The 19509-nt window shown below is 59.4% G+C and carries 21 protein-coding genes; 10 read left to right on the forward strand and 11 right to left on the reverse strand.

Annotated features, from left to right (window positions below; all coding sequences use genetic code 11):
• Window positions 1–391 precede the first annotated feature (391 nt).
• The 5 genes from C7476_RS21750 to C7476_RS21770 all read right to left on the reverse strand — a co-directional run bounded on the left by C7476_RS21750 (window position 392) and on the right by C7476_RS21770 (window position 5446).
• The gene (locus C7476_RS21750) at window positions 392–1207 is read right to left on the reverse strand and encodes a formylmethanofuran dehydrogenase subunit C (RefSeq protein WP_114431952.1); all 816 of its coding nucleotides are present in this window, start codon (window positions 1205–1207) and stop codon (window positions 392–394) included.
• On the reverse strand, window positions 1204–2112 hold the full coding sequence (fhcD, locus tag C7476_RS21755; protein ID WP_114432018.1) for a formylmethanofuran--tetrahydromethanopterin N-formyltransferase: 909 nt from the start codon (window positions 2110–2112) through the stop codon (window positions 1204–1206). The genes C7476_RS21750 and fhcD overlap by 4 nt, the downstream gene beginning before the upstream one ends.
• Window positions 2113–2117: 5 nt before the next feature.
• Window positions 2118–3746 (reverse strand): formylmethanofuran dehydrogenase subunit A, encoded by a 1629-nt coding sequence (locus C7476_RS21760; protein ID WP_114431953.1) that lies wholly within the window; start codon window positions 3744–3746, stop codon window positions 2118–2120.
• A complete protein-coding gene (locus C7476_RS21765; RefSeq protein WP_114431954.1) occupies window positions 3740–4834 on the reverse strand; it encodes a molybdopterin-binding domain-containing protein in 1095 nt (364 codons plus the stop codon). The genes C7476_RS21760 and C7476_RS21765 overlap by 7 nt, the downstream gene beginning before the upstream one ends.
• Window positions 4835–5056: 222 nt before the next feature.
• The gene (locus C7476_RS21770) at window positions 5057–5446 is read right to left on the reverse strand and encodes a 4a-hydroxytetrahydrobiopterin dehydratase (RefSeq protein WP_114431955.1); all 390 of its coding nucleotides are present in this window, start codon (window positions 5444–5446) and stop codon (window positions 5057–5059) included.
• 163 nt (window positions 5447–5609) lie between these two features.
• Here C7476_RS21770 and C7476_RS21775 point away from each other — a divergent pair, with 163 nt between their 5' ends.
• From C7476_RS21775 to fae, 7 genes are all read left to right on the forward strand, one after another.
• Complete coding sequence (locus C7476_RS21775) at window positions 5610–6572, forward strand: beta-ribofuranosylaminobenzene 5'-phosphate synthase family protein (protein ID WP_114431956.1); 963 nt, start codon at window positions 5610–5612, stop codon at window positions 6570–6572.
• 33 nt (window positions 6573–6605) lie between these two features.
• Complete coding sequence (locus tag C7476_RS21780; protein ID WP_114431957.1) at window positions 6606–7502, forward strand: NAD(P)-dependent methylenetetrahydromethanopterin dehydrogenase; 897 nt, start codon at window positions 6606–6608, stop codon at window positions 7500–7502.
• Between the two features lie 250 nt (window positions 7503–7752).
• Window positions 7753–8874: an ATP-grasp domain-containing protein gene (locus C7476_RS21785; RefSeq protein ID WP_181872553.1), complete on the forward strand. Its 1122-nt coding sequence runs from the start codon at window positions 7753–7755 to the stop codon at window positions 8872–8874.
• Window positions 8871–9824, forward strand: coding sequence for a methenyltetrahydromethanopterin cyclohydrolase (mch, locus tag C7476_RS21790; protein WP_114431958.1), 954 nt, complete (start codon window positions 8871–8873; stop codon window positions 9822–9824). Before C7476_RS21785 ends, mch begins: the two co-directional genes overlap by 4 nt.
• A 165-nt stretch (window positions 9825–9989) precedes the next feature.
• Window positions 9990–10904, forward strand: a complete 915-nt coding sequence (locus C7476_RS21795; protein ID WP_114431959.1) for an ATP-grasp domain-containing protein — start codon at window positions 9990–9992, stop codon at window positions 10902–10904.
• Window positions 10901–11764: a triphosphoribosyl-dephospho-CoA synthase gene (locus C7476_RS21800; protein ID WP_114431960.1), complete on the forward strand. Its 864-nt coding sequence runs from the start codon at window positions 10901–10903 to the stop codon at window positions 11762–11764. Before C7476_RS21795 ends, C7476_RS21800 begins: the two co-directional genes overlap by 4 nt.
• 153 nt (window positions 11765–11917) lie before the next feature.
• Window positions 11918–12424 (forward strand): formaldehyde-activating enzyme, encoded by a 507-nt coding sequence (gene fae, locus C7476_RS21805; RefSeq protein WP_112529174.1) that lies wholly within the window; start codon window positions 11918–11920, stop codon window positions 12422–12424.
• Between the two features lie 119 nt (window positions 12425–12543).
• Here fae and C7476_RS21810 read toward each other — a convergent pair whose 3' ends face one another.
• Complete coding sequence (locus C7476_RS21810; RefSeq protein WP_114431961.1) at window positions 12544–13257, reverse strand: HisA/HisF-related TIM barrel protein; 714 nt, start codon at window positions 13255–13257, stop codon at window positions 12544–12546.
• Between the two features lie 27 nt (window positions 13258–13284).
• On the opposite strand from C7476_RS21810, the gene C7476_RS21815 reads away from it, so the two are divergent.
• From C7476_RS21815 to C7476_RS21825, 3 genes are all read left to right on the forward strand, one after another.
• Window positions 13285–14349, forward strand: coding sequence for a hydantoinase/oxoprolinase family protein (locus C7476_RS21815; protein WP_114431962.1), 1065 nt, complete (start codon window positions 13285–13287; stop codon window positions 14347–14349).
• A gap of 73 nt (window positions 14350–14422) precedes the next feature.
• On the forward strand, window positions 14423–14668 hold the full coding sequence (locus C7476_RS21820; RefSeq protein ID WP_181872554.1) for a type II toxin-antitoxin system Phd/YefM family antitoxin: 246 nt from the start codon (window positions 14423–14425) through the stop codon (window positions 14666–14668).
• A gap of 2 nt (window positions 14669–14670) precedes the next feature.
• Complete coding sequence (locus tag C7476_RS21825; RefSeq protein WP_114431963.1) at window positions 14671–15114, forward strand: type II toxin-antitoxin system VapC family toxin; 444 nt, start codon at window positions 14671–14673, stop codon at window positions 15112–15114.
• Here C7476_RS21825 and C7476_RS21830 read toward each other — a convergent pair.
• From C7476_RS21830 to C7476_RS21850, 5 genes are read right to left on the reverse strand one after another with little or no spacing between them, the layout of a single operon-like run.
• The gene (locus C7476_RS21830) at window positions 15111–15716 is read right to left on the reverse strand and encodes a DUF447 domain-containing protein (RefSeq protein WP_114431964.1); all 606 of its coding nucleotides are present in this window, start codon (window positions 15714–15716) and stop codon (window positions 15111–15113) included. The two genes, C7476_RS21825 and C7476_RS21830, sit on opposite strands and share 4 nt — an antisense overlap.
• On the reverse strand, window positions 15713–17113 hold the full coding sequence (locus C7476_RS21835; protein ID WP_114431965.1) for a DUF6513 domain-containing protein: 1401 nt from the start codon (window positions 17111–17113) through the stop codon (window positions 15713–15715). Before C7476_RS21835 ends, C7476_RS21830 begins: the two co-directional genes overlap by 4 nt.
• Window positions 17106–17657: a flavoprotein gene (locus tag C7476_RS21840; protein ID WP_114431966.1), complete on the reverse strand. Its 552-nt coding sequence runs from the start codon at window positions 17655–17657 to the stop codon at window positions 17106–17108. Before C7476_RS21840 ends, C7476_RS21835 begins: the two co-directional genes overlap by 8 nt.
• On the reverse strand, window positions 17654–18289 hold the full coding sequence (locus C7476_RS21845; protein WP_114431967.1) for an amino acid kinase family protein: 636 nt from the start codon (window positions 18287–18289) through the stop codon (window positions 17654–17656). Before C7476_RS21845 ends, C7476_RS21840 begins: the two co-directional genes overlap by 4 nt.
• Window positions 18286–19458, reverse strand: coding sequence for a (5-formylfuran-3-yl)methyl phosphate synthase (locus tag C7476_RS21850; RefSeq protein ID WP_114431968.1), 1173 nt, complete (start codon window positions 19456–19458; stop codon window positions 18286–18288). The genes C7476_RS21845 and C7476_RS21850 overlap by 4 nt, the downstream gene beginning before the upstream one ends.
• Between the last annotated feature and the right edge of the window lie 51 nt (window positions 19459–19509).

The following is a 19509-nucleotide window of genomic DNA, read 5'->3' on the forward strand; positions in this document are numbered from 1 at the left end:
AGCTTTCAAAGCCTCGAGAATGGCAGATTTCGGCAATTCGGCGTCAAATTAATTGAACGAGCGTTTCTTTAATTTTTAGTTGGGGTGTGCGGGCCAATTTTTACGTGGCAGATAGACTTGGCAACACCGCCATGTGCGTGGTTCGACAAGCTCACCATGAGGGAGGTGGGTTGATTGCAAGTATCCTGAAAGGTTGGCGATGCCGCAAACTTAACGATGCCTCGAACTTGGCGATGCCGCAAACTTGGCGACGCCTCAAACGTGTCGATACCTCACACCTGTCGATACCTGAACGTTGGCGATTATCATTGCAATCAACCCACCTCCTCATGGTGAGCTTGTCGAACCACGCACATGGCAGTGTTGCCAATCGAGATTGCGGCGCGGAAACTCACCTGCCTCGCCGGAACAGAATCTCGCCCTTGCCGGATACGGCAATGTCACCGCCAAATTTGCCCGGTCTTGCGCCGAGCAGCGGCTTGTCCATGATTTTTTCCCGGATGAGAAACTGGTCGAACACGCCGGAAAAAGCGATGTCAGTTTCGCCGCAGTCGACAAAGGTCGGGGCAAGATTTTCCGGGCGGCGGTCAAGGAACAGGGAGCCGCGTTTCATCAGGTAACCTGGCATCGCACCAACGCGGCCGGCGACGACAATCGACCCGGCGATCATGCGGTAGCCGGCATAGTCACCGCAGCCTTTGACAATGGCAATGATGCCGCGACGCAATCTTTCGCCTGCATAATTTCCGGCCTTGCCGCGGACAATCAGTAGGCCGCCTTCCATGCCGGTGATTTCACCAGCGAGCGGCCCGCCGAGATAGTCTCCAGCATTGCCCTTGATCTCAAGCCGGCCATCGACCATGCACGAACCCGCGTGATCGCCGGCGCTGCCGTCAATGAGCAGAGCACCGCCGGACATTTTCCTGCCCGCCTCGAGACCGACATCGCCGGTGACGCGAATGGCGCCACCGCTCAACCCGGTACCGATTTTGTCGAACCGCGCGCTGCCGCCCTCGAAAATGATACTTTGCGGATCTTTGCCGGTGACCTTGAAGACATCGCCCACCAAGGCGGGATTGCGGGTGGTTCCAACGCGCAGCTTTTCTATCTGCACATCTGCCAAACCGGCCAGCCCGGCAGGTGTCAGAGCCGACAGGTCGAGACGTTCTTCCGGTTCGGCAAGCAGCGTGAAGGTCAGCGCTTTCATGGCAGCAGATCCTTCAGGTGATAGTGGAACTTGCCGAGCTTGCCGCCATAATTGCCGGCGCTGATCCGAACCGCACCTCGCTTGGGACCAAGCTCGATGACCGCCTTCAACCCCGCGCGCATGGCAGCCGCCACAGCGTCGTTGTTTTCGCCGTCGATGACGATCTCCAGTACCGCATTGACCTCCGGCGTCAGCGCGGAGTTGACGACGCCGCGCAGCGTCGGCGCGAAGGCGTCATTGGTCGAGGCCATCATGCCCTTATATTTGCCGCCGACTTTCGAGCCCGACCGGACGACGCCTCCCGGGAACGGCATGATCGCGCCGGGGACCTTTTCGATGGCGGCTACGGCGCGTTCCGCCGCGCGCATGGCCTTGGCGTTATCGGCAGCAAGAAACAGCAGATTGCCGCCGCCGACGGCAAGCTTGGTCAGCCCCGTGGTCGCCTCGCAAAGGAACTCGCCATCCATCACCGGCACGCGCCAATAGTGCTTGCCGCCAAACTTCTTCGATATCTGCCAGCCGTCGCCGAAGTAACGCAGCGCATTGCCGAGATCGAGCGGCGCCGTTCCCTCAAGATCGGCAAAGCAGGCGCTGCCGGGCGATGTCAGCACGCATTGGCCGAGGCGGTTCTTCAACTGCTTCTGCAATTCGTCCGTGCCCATCGCGAAAATCATGACACGGCAACCCGGCCGGCCATCAGGGGTTTTCGACGCGGGCAAATCCCTGTCGATGGCCGCCTCGCAACCGCAGCCGATAACCGAGGTCGCATAACCAGTCATGGTGATGGCGGCCTGCCGCGCCCATTTCAACGTCGGCGCCGTAATGATGATCGCAGTGGCGCGCATCCCGAAGGCTTCGGCAAAAGTATCGTCGATAACGACGCCATTGCGGTTCAACTGATGCATCTGGTTCATGAAATCACCTCCGCAAACGGGTCCGGACGCTGGATTGCGGAATCCGGGAAGGTGAACCAATCGAGCGAGAGTCCGTAGCGCTCTTCGTGGTAGGCTTGCATGCGCTTGACCATCGCCTTGTCCGGTGGCGGGTTGAGACGCAACGTCTTGCCCCAGCGATAATGGGTTACCTTGCCGTTCTTGACGACGAGATCGCCATTCTTGAAAACCAGCGCCGCCTCGCGGAACATTTTTGCGATATCCCTGCCCTTGCGATAGACCGCGACATCAGCGATGGCGCCTGCCCCGAGATGGCCGCGATCCTTGAGGCCGAGGAGCTTGGCGGGAGCTGCACGAGTCATGATGGCGATCTCTTCCAGCGTGTATTCGCGGCGCACCGAGGCGAGCGTCGTCAGCCCGAGCGCCGTTGCATTGAGCTCCGTGGACTTCGCATCGCGGGCATTGCTGCTCATCAAAAGTTCGAAGAGTTCCGGATAAGCGGTGAAAGGCGCGCCGTTCGGGTGATCGGTGGTGAAATATACGCGCCATGGATCGGTGATGAGCAGGAAAAGCTCGAGGCCTACCGCCCATTGCAGCGAGCCGTAGTAGTCCTGCTTGTAGCGGTAGGGCACGATGCCGCCGCCGCCATTGCCGTCGCCATCGAGAATCACGGTCTTTTTCGGGCTGGCATTGCCGATCGCCAAATACTGCCGCATCACATCCGACGAGATGGTCACCGTCTGGCCGAACATCACCTGGCCGATATCTATGGTCACATCAGGGTTGGCGTTGACGGCTTCCGCCAGCCGCGCCGCCTCCGACGAGAATTTGCGCTTGCCCTCGGTGCCATAGCCATAGAACTGGAGATGGGCGAGATGCAGCGGCACCCCTTCCGTCGCGGCGATTGTCGCGGCGGCCGTATCGGCGCTGCCGGCAATGCCGAGATTATTGGCGTGTACATGCAAGGGATGCGGCACGCCAAGCCGCGTCACAGATGCCTGCAGCGACTTGACGATCTTGCGCGAGCTGACGCCATATTCCGGCACGGTGTCATCGAGCGAGAACGAGCGGACATTCTCCTTGAAGGCTGCCGCTGCACCGGCATTGATGACCTTTACGCCCAAGGCGCGGGTCGAGCCGATGACCCAGGCGACATAATCGTCGAGCATCGCCGAGGACTTGCCATTACGAAGGAGCGACAGGGTAAAATCATCATTGCCAAGGATCGCAAGCGTCGCCTTGTCGATGATCGGGATGTCGGCGAGTTCGAGATGCGTATGCAAAGCGGTATACGGCGCCATCGCTGGCTCGACAACGGTGGTAAAACCCATCTGTGCGTAGAGCGTGCCGGTCTGGAAGGTCGACCAGCCGGCGTTGGACAGCGGTGTATTGGCCGGACGCGGCTGATGCGCGCGGTGATGCTCGGGCAGAAGCAGGCGCGCCGTGTTCACATTGCCGCCGCCGATATGCGAATGGATATCGATGGCTCCGGCCATGACGATGCAGCCGGAGACATCGTGCGTCTCATCCGCCGTCGCGCCCTTCGGCGCATCGACAAGCAGGCCGTCCCTGATCCAGACGTCGCGCTTGGCGGTTGCGGCGTTGACAGGATCGACGACATCTCCGCCGGTAAGTCGGATCAACATGGCAAGGCCTTTCGGCCGGGAAGAGCTTGCGCGAGCTGACCTACGATGCTCGAGACGCTCGGAAGCTCCGAGGGCTGGGCGGCCTGCACCGCCCTGAATGTGCCGGTCCGGCTTGAGTAGGAAACGCCATCATGATCGATGCCGGCCTTGCCGACGGAAATCGTAATTTTGGCGCCCGACGTTGGACTATTGGTTTTGCTCAGCGATATCAGCGGTATCTTTCCCCCACGGGGGGGAGTTTCGCCGCCCCTCGTCGACATCCAGACATGAAGGTCCGCTTCCTTGTCGCGGATCATGCGCTGGATGTCCCATCGCCCGGGGTCATAGCTTGGGAGGCTATTTGAGAAACCTGTTCGGGGCGGAAAGCCCGTCATCCATAGCGAGGTGAGCGCCGTGCCCCACGCGTCGTCATCGGCGGGCAGAAACACGCTGCTGGCGCGGCCCGTCTTGTTGAGGTCGGCGACCAGGCCCTGCAGCATGACGAGGCCGGCGGTCTCGCCCGACGTGCCCGAGAAGACGAACACCGGGAATTGCGCCGTGGTCAGGGCCTTCCTGAAACGGTCGATATTGGTCAAGGAGGCAGCAATGCGCTGCCCCTGCAGCCCGGCGCGAAGCACGCCAAGCACGGCAGGAAGTGACAGCCCGTCTGCGCCCAGCGGTATCGCTTTCAACTTGCGGGCGAGCTTGTCAGCTTCGATCGTTTCGGTTCCATCGATATGGAACCAGGTGCGCTTGTGCTTGTCGCCAAGATCCGGCTGCGAACCCGCCCAGGCCTGCAGAAGTTCGTGATGGGCGACGGGGATTTCGCCGACGATGACGATCAGGCTGGAACGGCGGCGCGCTTCTCCCGGCATCGTGAACATGCCGCCGTGATCGGTAAACAGCGCGACCTCCTTGGCAAGCACATCGCCCGCGGCATGATCGTAAGCGCCACCTAACCTTTCGGCGAGCGCAATGGCACTGCGCGTACCGTGCACATCCGCATCGAGGGTGAAAACTGGACAACGGCTGGACGCCAGAAGCTTTGCAGCATTCCGAACAGCATCCGTCAAAGGTACCGGCTGGCTGCCAACCCATGCAACCGACATATTCCGCAACTTTCTGGTGCCAGCCTATACTTAGCGACCTTTTTTTCGAATGTGAACCCTAGGGTGCGTCGATATTCACACCATGACGGTCTGCAAACGGTATTTTTCTGCGATCCGGTGCTCTCGTACTTTGAGTACACTCCGCTCCGGTTCTCGAAAATCACCGTTTTCGCCTCGTCATGATGGCGAATCTCAACACACCTGCCTGCAAAAAATTTCAGATCAATCGTCGTACTTAACGTAGGCGAAGCGCTGGTCGGTTTGCGGCGTTCCTTCCAGCGATCCCGCCTCCTTGCCCGGTTGCCAGTGAACGACGCTCTCGATCTTTTTGGCGAGCTCGAAATCCTTGTCGGTGATGCCCTTGGCCGCATGGTTCTGCAGCAGCACCTCGACCCAGGCGTAGGAGGCCTTCAGATCCGGATGATGCCAGGCAGCCTCGGCGAGATGGCCAACGGTGTTGATCACCATCAGGGTCGACTTCCAGCCATGGGTCTTGTACTTGCGGCGAATCCAGCCGTTCTCATAGCGCCAGTGCGGCAAATCCGCCTTGAGCTTTTCGTTGATTTCGCTTTCGGAATATACCTTTTCCTTGGGCTTCTTCTCGTCGGTCATGGGCGATACTCCACTTCTTCACTGATGTAGGTCGTCAATTCATAAATCCGATGGCCTCCTACCATTTTCACCGGATTTATGAATTGACGACCTCTTGCACCTCGGTCGAAAGACGATATCATAGTGCAGGGCCCGATTTTTGAGATTGTGTAAAGAATAGCAAATGTCGGAATCCGTCACCATTACAGTCCCGGCGCGCCTTCATCTCGGCTTTCTCGATATACCGCGTTCTGGCACCGACCGCTTTGGCAGCGTCGGCTTGCCTGTGCAGGATATCGCGACAGTCCTGACGATTTCCCGTTCGGCCGAGACACAGGTTCATGGTGGCGAACAGGCGCGCATCGAACAGCATGTCGCGACTCTGTGCAACCATCTCGGCATCAAGGCGCAACACCGGGTCAATGTGCAGCGAGCGATCCCGCGGCATATAGGCCTCGGTTCCGGCACGCAGATCGCCCTGGCTGTCGCAGGTGCCATCCGCACACTGCATGGTCTGCCGCTCGACGCCGTCAATGACGCTGTCCTGCTCGGACGCGGCTCCCGCTCCGGCATCGGTATTGCTGCATTCGACGAGGGTGGCGTGATCGTCGATGCGGGCAAAGGCGCTGGCAGCGCGGCACCCACCGTTATTTCGCGCATACCGTTTCCTGAAGCCTGGCGCATCATCCTCGTCTTCGACGCCTCGACGCAAGGCATCCATGGCGAGGCCGAGATCGAAGCCTTCCGGACATTACCGCCGTTCCCGGTCGAAACCTCGGCTGCAATCTGCCGCCATGTGCTGATGGGTATCATGCCGGCGCTGATCGAGCAGGATCTCCCATCGTTCGGCCGCGCTGTGGAAGCGATACAGGCCGAGATCGGCAACTATTTTGCGCCGGCGCAGGGCGGCGTCTTCACCAGCAAGCATGTCGAAGCCGCCATACGGCAGCTGGCACAGGCGGGTGCTGTGGGCATCGGCCAGAGCTCATGGGGACCGACGGGTTTCGCCTTTGCTGCCTCGCAGTCGGAAGCGATGCGCATTGTCGATGCGATCGGGCGGTCGCCCGGCACTACCATCCAGATCGTTGCCGGCCGAAACGCGGGTGCGGATATCACGCACACCGCATTAAACTTAGCAACTGCTTAGATTCAGGGCCCATTACCATAAGGAGCGGAAACAGTGAGCCGCAAAACCATCCTTCACATGCTGACACCACTTCGGCAAATGAGCCCGTTCGACGTCAATATGGCGCTCGATGCAGGCTACGACGCCGTGGTTCCCTATACGGATGTCACCCTTGCCGATGTCGGCAATCTCGTCCAGGACGCGATTTTTTCGCGCCCGCCGGATGCAGGTGTCGCGACAGGCATTTTCCTTGCGGGCAAGGATGCGCCGACGGCGCTCGACATGCTCGATGCGGCGAGGAAAGCCATGGTGCCACCCTTCGAAATTTCGGTGTTTGCCGATCCGGCAGGCTCGTTCACCACGGCGGCGGCGATGGTCGCCAAGGTCGAAAAGGCGCTGATCAAGCACCATGACCGCGAATTGAACGGAACCTCGGTGGCGGTCTTCGGTGCCACGGGTGTCGTTGGCTATTGCACGGCGGTCATCGCGGCCGAACAGGGTGCCCGGGTGACGATCGTAGGCCACGATGGCATTGAGCGTGTGCAGGAGATTGCGGCATCGATCAAGCAGCGGTTCGACGTAACAGTCGAGCCTGCCGACGGCTCGACGGAAGCCAAAAAGGCTGCAATCGTCGAGGGTACGGAAGTCGTGCTGGCTGCGGCTAAGGCCGGCATTCAGGTGCTTTCGCAAGCGCAGCTCGGCTCTGCGGGCGGGCTTCTCGTCGCCGCTGATGTGAATGCAGTCCCGCCGGCGGGTATCGAGGGCTTGAAAGTCAATGCCAATGGCGAGCCACTCGATGCGACGCAGGCTGTCGGCATTGGTCCACTCTCCATTGGCAACGTCAAATACAAGACTCAAGCCGGTTTGTTTGAACAGATGATCAAGGCGAAAAAGCCGGTTATCTTTGATTTTCGGGATGCATTCACCCTTGCTCGCGACCTTGCCAATTAGGGTCAGGACCCATTGATATGATCGAAATGGCGCCTGAAACGGCAAGAAGATGCGAGGAGAGATGCGAAGGGCGGGGTCTTTCCCCCGGCCGAGTGGTTCGACACTGCAGCTTGCGGCCGTTTCGGCGTCCGCAGGATAGGGTCCATTTGCCCGGCTACTTTGTCGCAAAGGCTCGACAATGGATAAACATTGCCATCGCCTTTGCTCCTCTTATCCGAACAAATGGCCTCCTACCATTTGGATCAGATCAATGAGTCCTGACCCTAATCCCGCGATCCTGATCGCCGCGATTTCCGGACGCTCTCTCGCAGCGGCGGCGCGGCGTGCCGGTTTCCGGCCGCTGGTCGCCGACCTTTTCAACGATGCCGATACGCTGGCACTGGCGGACCGCGCGTTGAAACTTTCGGGCAGCCTGCAGAGCGGGATCGAGGAGGAACGGATCACCGGGACACTGGCTGAACTTGCAGGCGGCGACCGGCCGGTGGCTCTGATCTATGGCTCAGGCTTCGAGCGCAGACCGGAGATGATCGAGGCGATTTCACGCCAGTTCCAGATCGCCGGCAACACTGCACAAACGATCCGCCTGGTGAAGAACCCGGCCGGTCTGGCGCGGCTATGTTCCGAGCTCTCGATACCGCATCCCGATATTCGCTTCGATGCGCCGGAACATCCGCAATACTGGCTGACCAAGCTCGCCGGTGGTGCCGGTGGTTCGCATGTAAAGCCCGCCAATGGCAATGCGTCCGGACAAGAGCATTATTTCCAGCGCTTCATTCCGGGCAGGAACCTTTCAGCGCTGTTTCTCGCCAACAGGCAGGAGGCGCATATTGTGGGGTTCAGCCGGCAATGGTCGTCGCCTTCGAAGCATACGCCGTTCCGCTATGGCGGTGCGGTGCGACTGCGGCGCTACGACAAAAACAAGGCGGCCCGGATCGAGGAATGGCTGACGGCTTTGACCAGGCGCACCGGCCTTGCCGGGCTCAACAGCGCCGATTTCATCGATGGCGATGCCGGCCTCAATCTGATCGAGATCAATCCGCGCCCCGGCGCAACACTCGACATTTTCGACAGCGATCAGACCCCGCTGCTGCGCGAACACTTACGCGCCGTCATGGGATCCAACATAACCTTGCCCGCCTATAAGGGTTCGACCGCTTCGGCGATCGCCTACACGGCGAAAGCAATCAGCGCCTTTCCGAAAATCGATTGGCCGGCGCTGACGGCGGATCATCAGATGTCAGGAACAACGCTTGCAGCAGGCGACCCTGTCTGCACGGTTTTTGCCACGGCTCCCTCCGCTGCAGCAGCGATGCGCGCCGTGAAGAGCCGCGTCAAGGAGCTCGCGGTTAACTGGAGGGGGGATTCTCCATGAGGGACGGTCATGCCTATCTGAACAGAAACGCGCAACGCATAGCCGACAGCATGATCGAGGATGCGGACCGGCTGGGTGTCAGTCACAGTCGCGGCAGCCTTGGCGAACATTTGATCGATGCGGGCGCAGACAGTCCGGGCGGCATCGAAGCCGCGCTGCGTATCGTCGAAATCTGCCTCGGCGGGCTTGGAACCGTTTCGGCAGGGCTGAACTCGGGCAAGTGGCCCTATTCGGTCGATGTCCGCTCGTCGCAACCGGTTCTCGCCTGCCTCGCCAGCCAGTATGCCGGCTGGAATCTCTCGCACGAAAAGTACTTCGCCATGGGTTCCGGTCCTGTGCGCGCGCTGGCACGGGTGGAGCCGCTTTTCGAGGAAATCGCCTATCGTGAACCCAAGGCTGACTCGTCCGTGATCGTGCTTGAGACCTCGACACCGCCGCCGGCTGCAATCATCGAGAAAGTGTCGAAGGCAACGGGGCTTGCTCCTGACAGGCTGACTTTCATCTATGCTCCTACGCAAAGCCTGACGGGCGCAGTGCAGATTGTCGGGCGCGTGCTCGAAGTCGCGCTGCACAAGGCGCACGACCTTAAATTCCCGCTGGCTGATATTGTCGATGGTGCGGGCCGCGCGCCGATCCCCGCGCCGCATCCGGACTTCCTGCAAGCCATGGGCCGGACCAACGATGCCATCATCTACGGCGGAACCGTCCAGCTGTTCGTCAAGGGCAGCGCTGAAGCGGCGCGCAACCTGGCGGAGCAACTGCCGAGCCATACGTCTCGCGACCATGGCCAGCCATTTGCCGATATTTTCAAGAAGTTCAAAGGGGATTTCTATGCCATCGATCCGCGCTTGTTCAGCCCCGCCGAGGTGATCGTTACAGCGATCGAAACCGGTGACACGTTCCGCAACGGCGGAATTCACGATGCGATGCTGGAACAGTCCTTAGGCTGAGTGTCCGTCTTTAAAGTCGCGGCGGTGGTCATCTGACGCGATTTTCTGTGCTTCCGGTGCTCACGTACTTTATGTACGCTGCGCTCGTCGCAAGGGCGACCCCAAAAACCACGCCATCTGACTCACCGCAGCGACTTTTTCAAGACGAACACCTGAGACATAGACATGACAGATACGATACTGATCCTTTCGGACCGGCCCGACCGCCAGGTGAAACAGCTGCGCGCCTCGCTGCGAAAACTCGGCTTAAACGTCCTGGCGCTGCCGTTGGTGGATATCGGCTTCGACAGCCGCTATCCCTCCGGCATTGCGATCCCGCGCATGAACGGCGCCCTGCCCGCAGCAGTGATCGTGCGATCGATTTCGTCGGGCACATTCGAGGCGATCACCCGCCGTCTCGGCATCCTGCACGCTTTCGCGCATCTTGGCGTTCCGGTGTGGAACTCGGCCAAGGCCATCGAGCGCTGTGTGGACAAATCCACCACCACATTCCTGCTGGCACAGGCAGGACTGCCGACGCCGGAAACCTTTGCGGTGGAAAGCATTGCCAATGCCCGGCTGGTCGCGACCCGCGAGCTTGTGCACGGTCCACTGGTACTGAAGCCGTTGTTCGGCTCTCAAGGCAAAGGCATTCGCCTGATCCGCAGCATCGAGGACCTGCCGGAACCGGAAGAGGTCGATGATGTGTATTATCTGCAGCGTTTCGTGGCGCGGCCCGGGCCCCCTTATTGCGATTATCGCGTTTTCACCTGCGATGGCGAAGTGCTGGGCATGATGGCGCGCCGGGCTGAAGGCTGGATCACCAATATTGCCAAGGGGGCAAAGGCGGAGGCTGTCGAAGGGCCATTGCGCGCCAAGCTGGAAAGTCTCGCGCTTGCGGCTTCCGCAGCCATCGGCACCGATTTCGCCGGTATAGACATTATTCCGGCGGCCGACGGCAAATTGCTTGTCCTCGAGGTCAACAGCATGCCCGCCTGGACCGGGCTGCAATCCGTCGTCCCTGTGCGCATTGCCGATTGCATCGCCCATGCCCTGGCGGCTTGGATCGAGGACGAACTCGACGAGAGACCGGCCGCGTGACCCCGACGCGCGAACAGATAAGGCGCGCCTATATCGATGCCTGTTATCAGGAGATCGACGCACTGAAGCCCGGCAATGTGCATCGTTTTGCCGACGGTCATCGTATGAGTGCCGAGCAGTTTTTCGAAAGCGCGCAGGCTTCATCGCAGGCGGTGACAGACCCTGCCCTTTCCACCGGACAACGCATTCTCGCGGCGGTCAGAGAGACGCGTCGCAAGGTCGGAACCAACACCAATCTCGGTATCCTGCTTTTATGCGTTCCCTTGGCCAAAGCGGCGGCAAATGGCGGGGAAGACCTGCAAGGCGGCCTTGCCACGATCCTTGAAAAACTGGACATCGACGATGCGCGCGATGTCTTTTCGGCGATCATGCTGGCACAGCCCGGCGGCCTTGGCTCCGCGCCCAAACATGATGTATCGACCGTCCCGCAAGTGTCACTGCTGGAAGCAATGGGCGAAGCTGCGGACCGCGACATGATTGCCCGGCAATATGTCAGCGGATTTGCCGATATTTTTGACGGCGGGCTCACGGCTTATAGAGCCGCTTCAGATCGCGGCGAGCGCGCGATGTGGCCGGTGGTTTTTACCTATCTGTTTTTCCTTTCGGCATTTCCCGACAGCCATATCGTCCGCAAGCACGGCGGTGCAATTGCCGGAAAAACGCAAAAGCAAGCGCAACAAATTCTGACGCGGGTCGAAGGCCTCGACGATGGCAAAGAGCGCGAAAAATCGCTTCTTGCTTTCGACGCACAATTGAAAGCCGACAACATCAATCCCGGAACCTCCGCAGACCTGACAGTCGCGACGCTTTTTACGTTCTATCTCAACTTGGCCTTGCATAATGACGAGGTAAATGCTTGAATTTCCCCAGCGGATTTCGTCCGCTGCTATCTGGCCAACCGACCCCGCTCGAAGGGTGCTGTGAACAAGGATAGCTGTCCATCGAGAGTCGTGTCTCGAGGTACGGCGTCTTTGGACAAACCATTGGGAAAACGGTTTAGGAGGAAATTGGCCGTGGCAAAAATCAATAAGGTTATGGTTGGCGAATCGCTCATCGGCGATGGAAATGAAGTCGCGCATATCGATCTGCTGATCGGACCGCGTGGCAGCGCTGTCGAGACGGCATTCTGCAATGCATTGACGAACAACAAGGACGGGTTCACCTCGCTTCTTGCGGTTATTGCGCCGAATATGGCGTGCAAGCCGAATACGATATTGTTCAACAAGGTTACGATCAAGGGCGCCAAACAGGCGGTCCAGATGTTCGGACCTGCACAGCATGCAGTGGCTAAAGCGGTTCAGGACAGTGTTGCCGATGGCACAATTCCAGCGGACGAAGCGGACGATCTGTTCATCTGCGTCGGCGTCTTCATCCATTGGGAAGCAGAAGACGACGCGAAGATCCAGGACTTCAACTATCGTGCAACCAAGGAAGCGCTCCAGCGCGCAGTGACGGGCAAGCCGACTGCCGCCGAAGCAACCGCGCAGCGTGATTCAGTAAAGCATCCATTCAGCGCTTAGACACGAGACAACCCCGCACAGAGCACACCCTCTGTGGAACCGGAGGGTCTGTTGCGCCGGTTGGCAAAAAGTCTGGGCTTCTAGACATGAAGAAGGGGGACACCCCTTCTTCCACTGCTTCAACCCCGGTTTTCATTCTGCATCAGAGACGAGACCGTCTCGGGTGCCAGCGCACCACTATGCAGCGCCGTTGCCACGAGTGCCGCCGAGATGCCGATAGCTTGCAACTGCTCGAGATCGTGCGCATCGCGCACCCCGCCGGCGGCTATTACCATACGGTTGCCAGCGCGGCGCTTGATCTCTGTCAGCCGTTCGAAATCCGGACCGGAATTGGCCCCGATGCGGCCAAGCGTCATGACGATGATGCGCGATGGCCAGTTGCTGGCGTTTTCAAGAATTGATGGGGGACCAAGGAACGCGTCGATCCGGAAATCCAGCGAGAGAACGAGACGTGGATCCTCGCGAAAATGCTCAAGCAAAAAATTGTCGGCCTGGGATTCGGAACCCAGCACCGGCAGTATGCCGTCTGTGGCCAGAGCTTGCTCAATTGTGTGGTGATCGGCAAATCCGGCGTCGAGCCAGACGTCGGATTTGGTGAGTAAAGGCTTCAATTGTTCCAATGCGCTTCCTGCCGAAGAGCGCCTTTGAATCCTGTCGAGATCAGCGACATAGAAAGCCGAAAAGGGATAGACTTTGCGCAAGCCAGTCGCGACATCGAGTATATCGGCGGTTGGGCTAAGCGGTGTTTCGATGGGCCGGTAGGAATCGCGATCGCCCAGGCGCGCGCGCACCACGAGACCATCTTTTATGTCGAGTACCGGAATGATATGCACTGGTAAACCTTACGGAATGATGCAGCCATGAAATCCCGATTTGCCAACGAAGGAAAGCCCCTGATTACCGGCTGGGATATCGGCGGCGCTCATCTCAAGATGGCGCAGTGCCGGGATGGCGAGATCATCTCGGCGAAAATCTTCAAGACATCGCTGTGGCTTGGGCTGGAGCAGACGCGCGAGGCATTGCGGGAAATCGCTCCACTGCGAAGCGAAGGCAACATCAATGTCTTCACGATGACCGGCGAGTTGTCCGATACATTTGCCTCGCGCGACGTCGGTATTGCCGCACTTCTGGATTTCATCGAAGAGGAATTCGGAGCCGGGAACACGCTGATATATGCGGGCCGGTCGGGCTTTTGCGACCTCAGCACGGCGCGCGGTCTTGGCAGCGATATCGCTTCCGCCAACTGGCACGCCACCGCAAGCCTGAGTGCGAAGCTGACGGGCACAGGCCTGTTTGTCGACATGGGTTCGACGACGACGGACATTCTTGCGTTCAGGGATGGCATGCTGGTCAATGATGGATATTCCGATGCCGAGCGGCTTTTGACCGGCGAACTGGTCTATACGGGGTTTGCCCGTTCCGCGCTTATCGGCATTGCGGCACTCGTTCCGGTGCGTGGGCACATGACGCCATTGATGAACGAATATTTCGCCAATACTGCCGATCTCGGCCGCATTCTCGGCACGCTGGACGAGGCGGATGACAAATATCCCTCGGCGGACCGGCTGCCAAAGACCGTTGCCGGTTCCATTCAACGCATGGCGCGTATGGTCGGGCGCGACAGCGGCGATCTTGAAGAGCACGAATGGATCGATATCGCGCGCTGGTTCAGCGAACATCAGCTGCGCATGATCCATGACGGCGCTTTCCGGGTGGCACGCAAACTGGATCACGCTGCGCCGGTCATAGGAGCGGGCATCGGACGGCCGCAAATCAGGCAATTGGCGAAACGCATGGATCGCCCTTACGTCGATTTCGGTTCGTTGATTCCTGCCATCGAAGACGCTCGCGACGATGCCAGCAAGGCAGCGCCGGCGGCGGCCGTCGCGTTGCTTGGGTACCTGGATCAGCAAACTGGCGCCTAGGCCTGCGGGACCCTTGTCACGGCGCATTTTTCCTCTATATATGACTACTAAGGTCATATTGGAGCATATCCTGATGAAAGAGATTCAGCTGAAGGATGCCAAGGCAACGTTTTCACATGTCATCGACGATGCTGTTGCCGGCGAAACCGCCGTCATTACACGTCACGGCAAGCGAGAGGCTGTGATCATCAGTTATAGCGAATATGAACGGTTGAGCCGAGTCCCTTCGCTTGGCTGGCTGCTTACCAATTCACCTTTGGAAAAGGGCGACCTACCCGAACGTAAGCCTGCGAAGGCTTTGCGCCGTTCAGCTTTCTGATCGTGTATCTACTTGACACGAATGTTGTCAGCTTGCTTGCACCAGCAGTCCGCAGGACCGAAGCTGACGAGAAAGTCGTCGAATGGATCGTTAGCCGTTCGGCGGACCTGTGGCTATCAGTCATCACGGCCGCGGAAATCGAAGATGGAATAGCGAATGCCGCCCGCAAAGGCGCCACACGAAAATCGCAACACCTCGAAGAGTGGTGGGGGGAAATCCGTCATTACTACGGGAACCGTATTCTGCCGCTTGACCTCGATACCGCAAGGATCACCGGACATCTGATGACAATAGCGCGTGCGGCCGGCATCAGCCCGGGCTTTGAGGATATTGCGATTGCGGCAACCGGACAAAAAAATGATTTGACCGTGCTCACGATCAACGAACGAGACTTCAGACCGCTCGGCGTCAAGTATCAGAATCCGTTCAGTACGTTGCCCGCCTAGAGCCTGTCATGATGATGCACGGCTTCCTTGCCTTTCGCGTCGGCAGCGTCGCGATGATCCTTGACCTTCTCCATCAACCAGGACCATGCCTGATGTTCATCGGGTCCGGCGGTTTTCTCGATAGCGATTGCGAGATAGGCGATCTCCGCCTCCACCTTTTCCGCTGGCAGCATTGAAAGGCGGCTGACGAGGATTGCAAGTTCAAGCACGGCGGCCTTGGCACGGTTCAGCCCGGTAAACGGGGCGTGCGTCGCCTCGGAAACCACCTTGCAAAAGTGGCGCGGGCGCATGGCGTCCTCATCGACGGAGACGACCTTGAGCACCGAATGACTGAGCGCTGCCTGCAATCGTGGCACCGGGCAGTTTTTTACCGCAACGGTCGGCCAGTCCTTACGGCCGGTCAGACAGCCGGCGAAGATCAGCATGTCATCGGTATAATTGGCAATCGCGAACGGAATGGCGGCGAGATTTTCAAGCGTCTTCGACGGCCGGAACGGCGCGATCATCCAGCCATCCTCGTGCTGTATTATACCGAGCGGCGCAATGTGCGCGACGCCCTTGGTGTCGACAGTAGTGACGATGGTTTCCCTGATATAGGTCACGGCGCCCTGTCCTTTTTCGCTTTCAAAGTGTGCCCTGCCTCCGCCAGCCGCAACCGGTCCTCCTGTTTGCCCGGTACAGCCGCGCCCCAGGAGAGTGGCTCGTCCTGCGTATAGCGCTTGCCGAGTTTCCAGGCGATTTCCGCCTTGGTCAGCTCTGCACCGAGATAAAACGCGTGCGCGCCGTCACTCTCAACGCCGAGTCCGGGGAAAAGTTCAAATGCGTCCTGCGCGATCCTGTGGCTCTGGCCGTTGAAGATGTGCACACCATCCGGTGCGGTCATGACACGGAAATTGGCATCGCGCACCTCGGCGGCGAGCGCGGCAATATCCTCGACGCTGTTCGGATAAGGCTTGCGATCGTGCGCCTGCAGCAGACCGGCATCGTAGCCGCGTGGCAGGGCATGATCCTCTCTGGCGGCAAACATGGTGCGGCGCGCGCTGTCGTGCTCCTCGACCGTGCGGATCGTATGCGGGCTGACATTGACGACAAGCACATTGCCGATCGCGAGCTCGGAGCAGATGCCCGCCAGCAGTGCGGTGACACCGGAACTGTCGGCGTCGGTGAGTTCGGTGAGATTGCCGGTCCCCATCATCATCGGGATATCCGGCCAGCGGCTGCGCGCTTCAAGAAACCGTCCGAGCGAGACCGAAAAGCCGAAATGGATCGGGTCAAGCACCGGATCGGCGATGAAGGCGATATTCGCAGCTTGAGCTGCAACAATGGCGCGGCCAAGCGAATCCAGATCGCCCGGGTTCGAAGGAATGAGAATGGGCGTGACGCCATATTTGATGGCAAGACCGATGGTATGTTCGGTGAGGCTCAGGAGATAGTCCGCACCGGCCGCAGCACCGGTTTCGAGCTCGTCGAGATTGGCCGAGTCGACACTGACTTTCAGTCCTTGATCTTTCAGGGCACGAACGGCATCGGCCAGATGCGGAAACGGGGTTTCCGGCAGGCAGCCAAGATCGATGACATCGGCACCGGCAGCGGCAAGATGCATTGCACGCTGCATGAGCGCATCGAGCGACAGCGCCGAAGCATCAACGATTTCGGCAAAGATTCGCATGTCGTGCCTGGAAAGATCGATGGGCTTGCCGACACGCCCGAGAAAGACAGGAAGATCGGCGACTTCATCGGGACCGCGGACGAATGGAATGCCGAAACGCTGGCTCAAGCTGTCGAGATCTCCGCGATAGCGGCCGGGCAGGATAACGCGATCGGCGGATATCGGCTGCTTCAGGCGGCGTGCAATGATCTCCTCGGTCATCAGCGCCGCGACCTTCACGCCGATATCGACAATCTCGTAGGTAAACGTTGTCTTACCGAGATCGGCGAGGATCCTCTCCAGCCGCGCACGGGCAAGATGCCCTGTCAGGAATAGCAGGCGCTCAGCCATCGCCGGAGATCACCTTCTGCCGAGCGGTGATCGTTTCAATGAGTTCGGCCAGCGACTCGACGACCCTGGTTCGTTCATAGGTCTTGAGCCGCGCGGTGTTTTCCAGATCGATCGGGCGCGGATAGACCTTGACCATGCCGCTGGGCGCCATGGTCTCGAGTTCGGGCGCCGTATCGCAGGCAAAGACGATGGACGGCACAAGGCACTTCCCCGCCTGCGCATAGACATTGGTGGGTAGTGAATCCGAAATCCCGGCGACGCACTTCGCCACAGTGTTGGATGTGGCCGGCGCGATCACAGCCGTGTGGTAGACGCCGGTGTAAAACCCGCCAATCGGCACTGAACTCGCCGTCTTGTCGTGCAACACGCGTGTCGTTTCGGGAAAATCCAGCTTGAGCTTGTACATGCGCAGGACTTCGTTCGCAGCCTTCGAGACGAAAACATCGCAGTGCTCGAGCGTGCGGATCAGCTCGAAACTTTCCACAAAGAAATGGCCCGAACCGGTCAGTGCCCAGGCCCAGCGCGGCGTATGCAGTCTCGTCATTGCGCACCCATGGCTTCGGTCTGTCTGTGCCGTATGATCCTGCGTCCCGGGATTGATGCCAAGGGCAAATCGAGCGTGGCCAATATCCCGGAACCGGCGACATGGAGGCTTGTGCCCTCGCCCAGCATGTCCGGCAGCATGCTATCGACGATGCCGGCGGCGGCAAGTTCCTGCACGCTTGCGTAACGTGTGTATTCGTCGGTCTGCTTGACCAGCAGCAAGTCGTCGGTGCACAATTGCCGGACCAACCAGGCACCCAAGCTGTCCGATGTGATCTGCCACGATGGCGGTATATCCGCTGCATCCAAGGTCATCGATGACGGAAGCCAGACCGGCGTTGCGCCGGCGTCCAACACCTCGCCGATCTGCAATATTGACCGCGCCACCCGCAATTGCGGATGCCGCTCGGCAATGGCGATGCCGAACTGGTCCATGGCAAGGATGGCCATCGCATGCGCCGCATCGTCAGAGTATCCGAGACGCTTCTGCGAAATCCGCACCTGATCGGCGAAAGGACCGCCGCCCGGCACGATAACCAGCGGAAAGGTTGCGCTCGCCAGAAGGTCGATCCAGCGCTGCATTTCCGCATGGCCCGCCGTGCTGCCTCCAAGCTTGACGACAAGAGGCTTCATGAGGATTTCCGGCCTCCTTGGACGTGGATCGGCCGGGGCTTGGCCGATGAATTCTTCACATCGTTTTTCCGCTCAATCTCTACACCGACACCGCCAGGTCCAAGCTCCAGCTTTTCGGCCCGCACGACAACGCGGGTCACCCGCGGATTTTCCAGAACGAAAGCCGCGACCTGCTCTGCCAGCGTTTCGGCAAGCTCGATATGGCCGCGCGCGACGATGGCGCGAATACCATCCATGATGAGATCGTAGGAAACGACGTGGCGCATGTCTTCCGGGTTGCGCGTCACCCGCAAAACATCGGCCGACACATCGAAACGCACCTTCTGCGCCTTGCCATGCTCGAAACTGTAGGCGCCGATGTGAACGGGCAAAACGAAGTCACGGACGAAGATCTTGTCGGTACCAAGCCCGGCCTCCGCCGGGTCGGGGAAGTAACCGCGCGCGGCGAGCAACTTGTAGTCGACACCGGGAGGCGCGCTTGCCTCGAGTGCCTCGGGTATCAGACCGCGAATCTTCGCCGTTGCCTGCGCATCGATCGGTGCGGTGCGATCAAGACCTGAACACAGCGCACCGCGGAAACCGAGAAAATCCGGCGCATAGGCCAACAGACGCGGGATATCCGGCGCTTCGAGCGAGCCGGCAACGCCAACCTTCAATTCGTGCGACTGGCCATCCTTGATGAATTTGCCGATCTGGTCAGGAGTCATGTGGTCGAGCAACCGGCCTTTCGACTTGTCTGCCGTGTCAATCATCACGCCGTGGAATCCGGCGGACGAGAGCTGCGCAAACAGATTTTCGCTGTAGGTGTTGCGGTAGTCGGCGAAAAGCACTGCAATCAATTTTTTGTGTGAGGCAAGCGGCTTCAGCGCTTCCAGACAGCCGGCTAAATTGCCTGACGCGAAGAGCCCGATCTTGATATAGTCCACGCCGGTTGCGGCGAATTCCTCAACCTTTGTGCGAACGACTTCAGGTTCCATGGGAACATCGCCGCAAGCGGCACTGACGGGCCGCCTTCCCGCAATAAAATCGATAACTTCCATAAGCTTGGACGGTGCAACCGCGCCAAGTGCACCGCTCGCCGGGTCCTTCAGATCGATGATATCCGCACCATTCTGGAAGACAATTTCCGCTTCCTGTACGTTCTGAACGCTTGCCAGCATCTGTGTCATTTGCACAGCCCCCGAGACAGATTGGAAATCTTGCCTGGTGTCAAAGAAAAG

Origin of the sequence: Phyllobacterium bourgognense, assembly GCF_003337575.1 — a bacterium.
Lineage (GTDB): Bacteria > Pseudomonadota > Alphaproteobacteria > Rhizobiales > Rhizobiaceae > Phyllobacterium > Phyllobacterium bourgognense.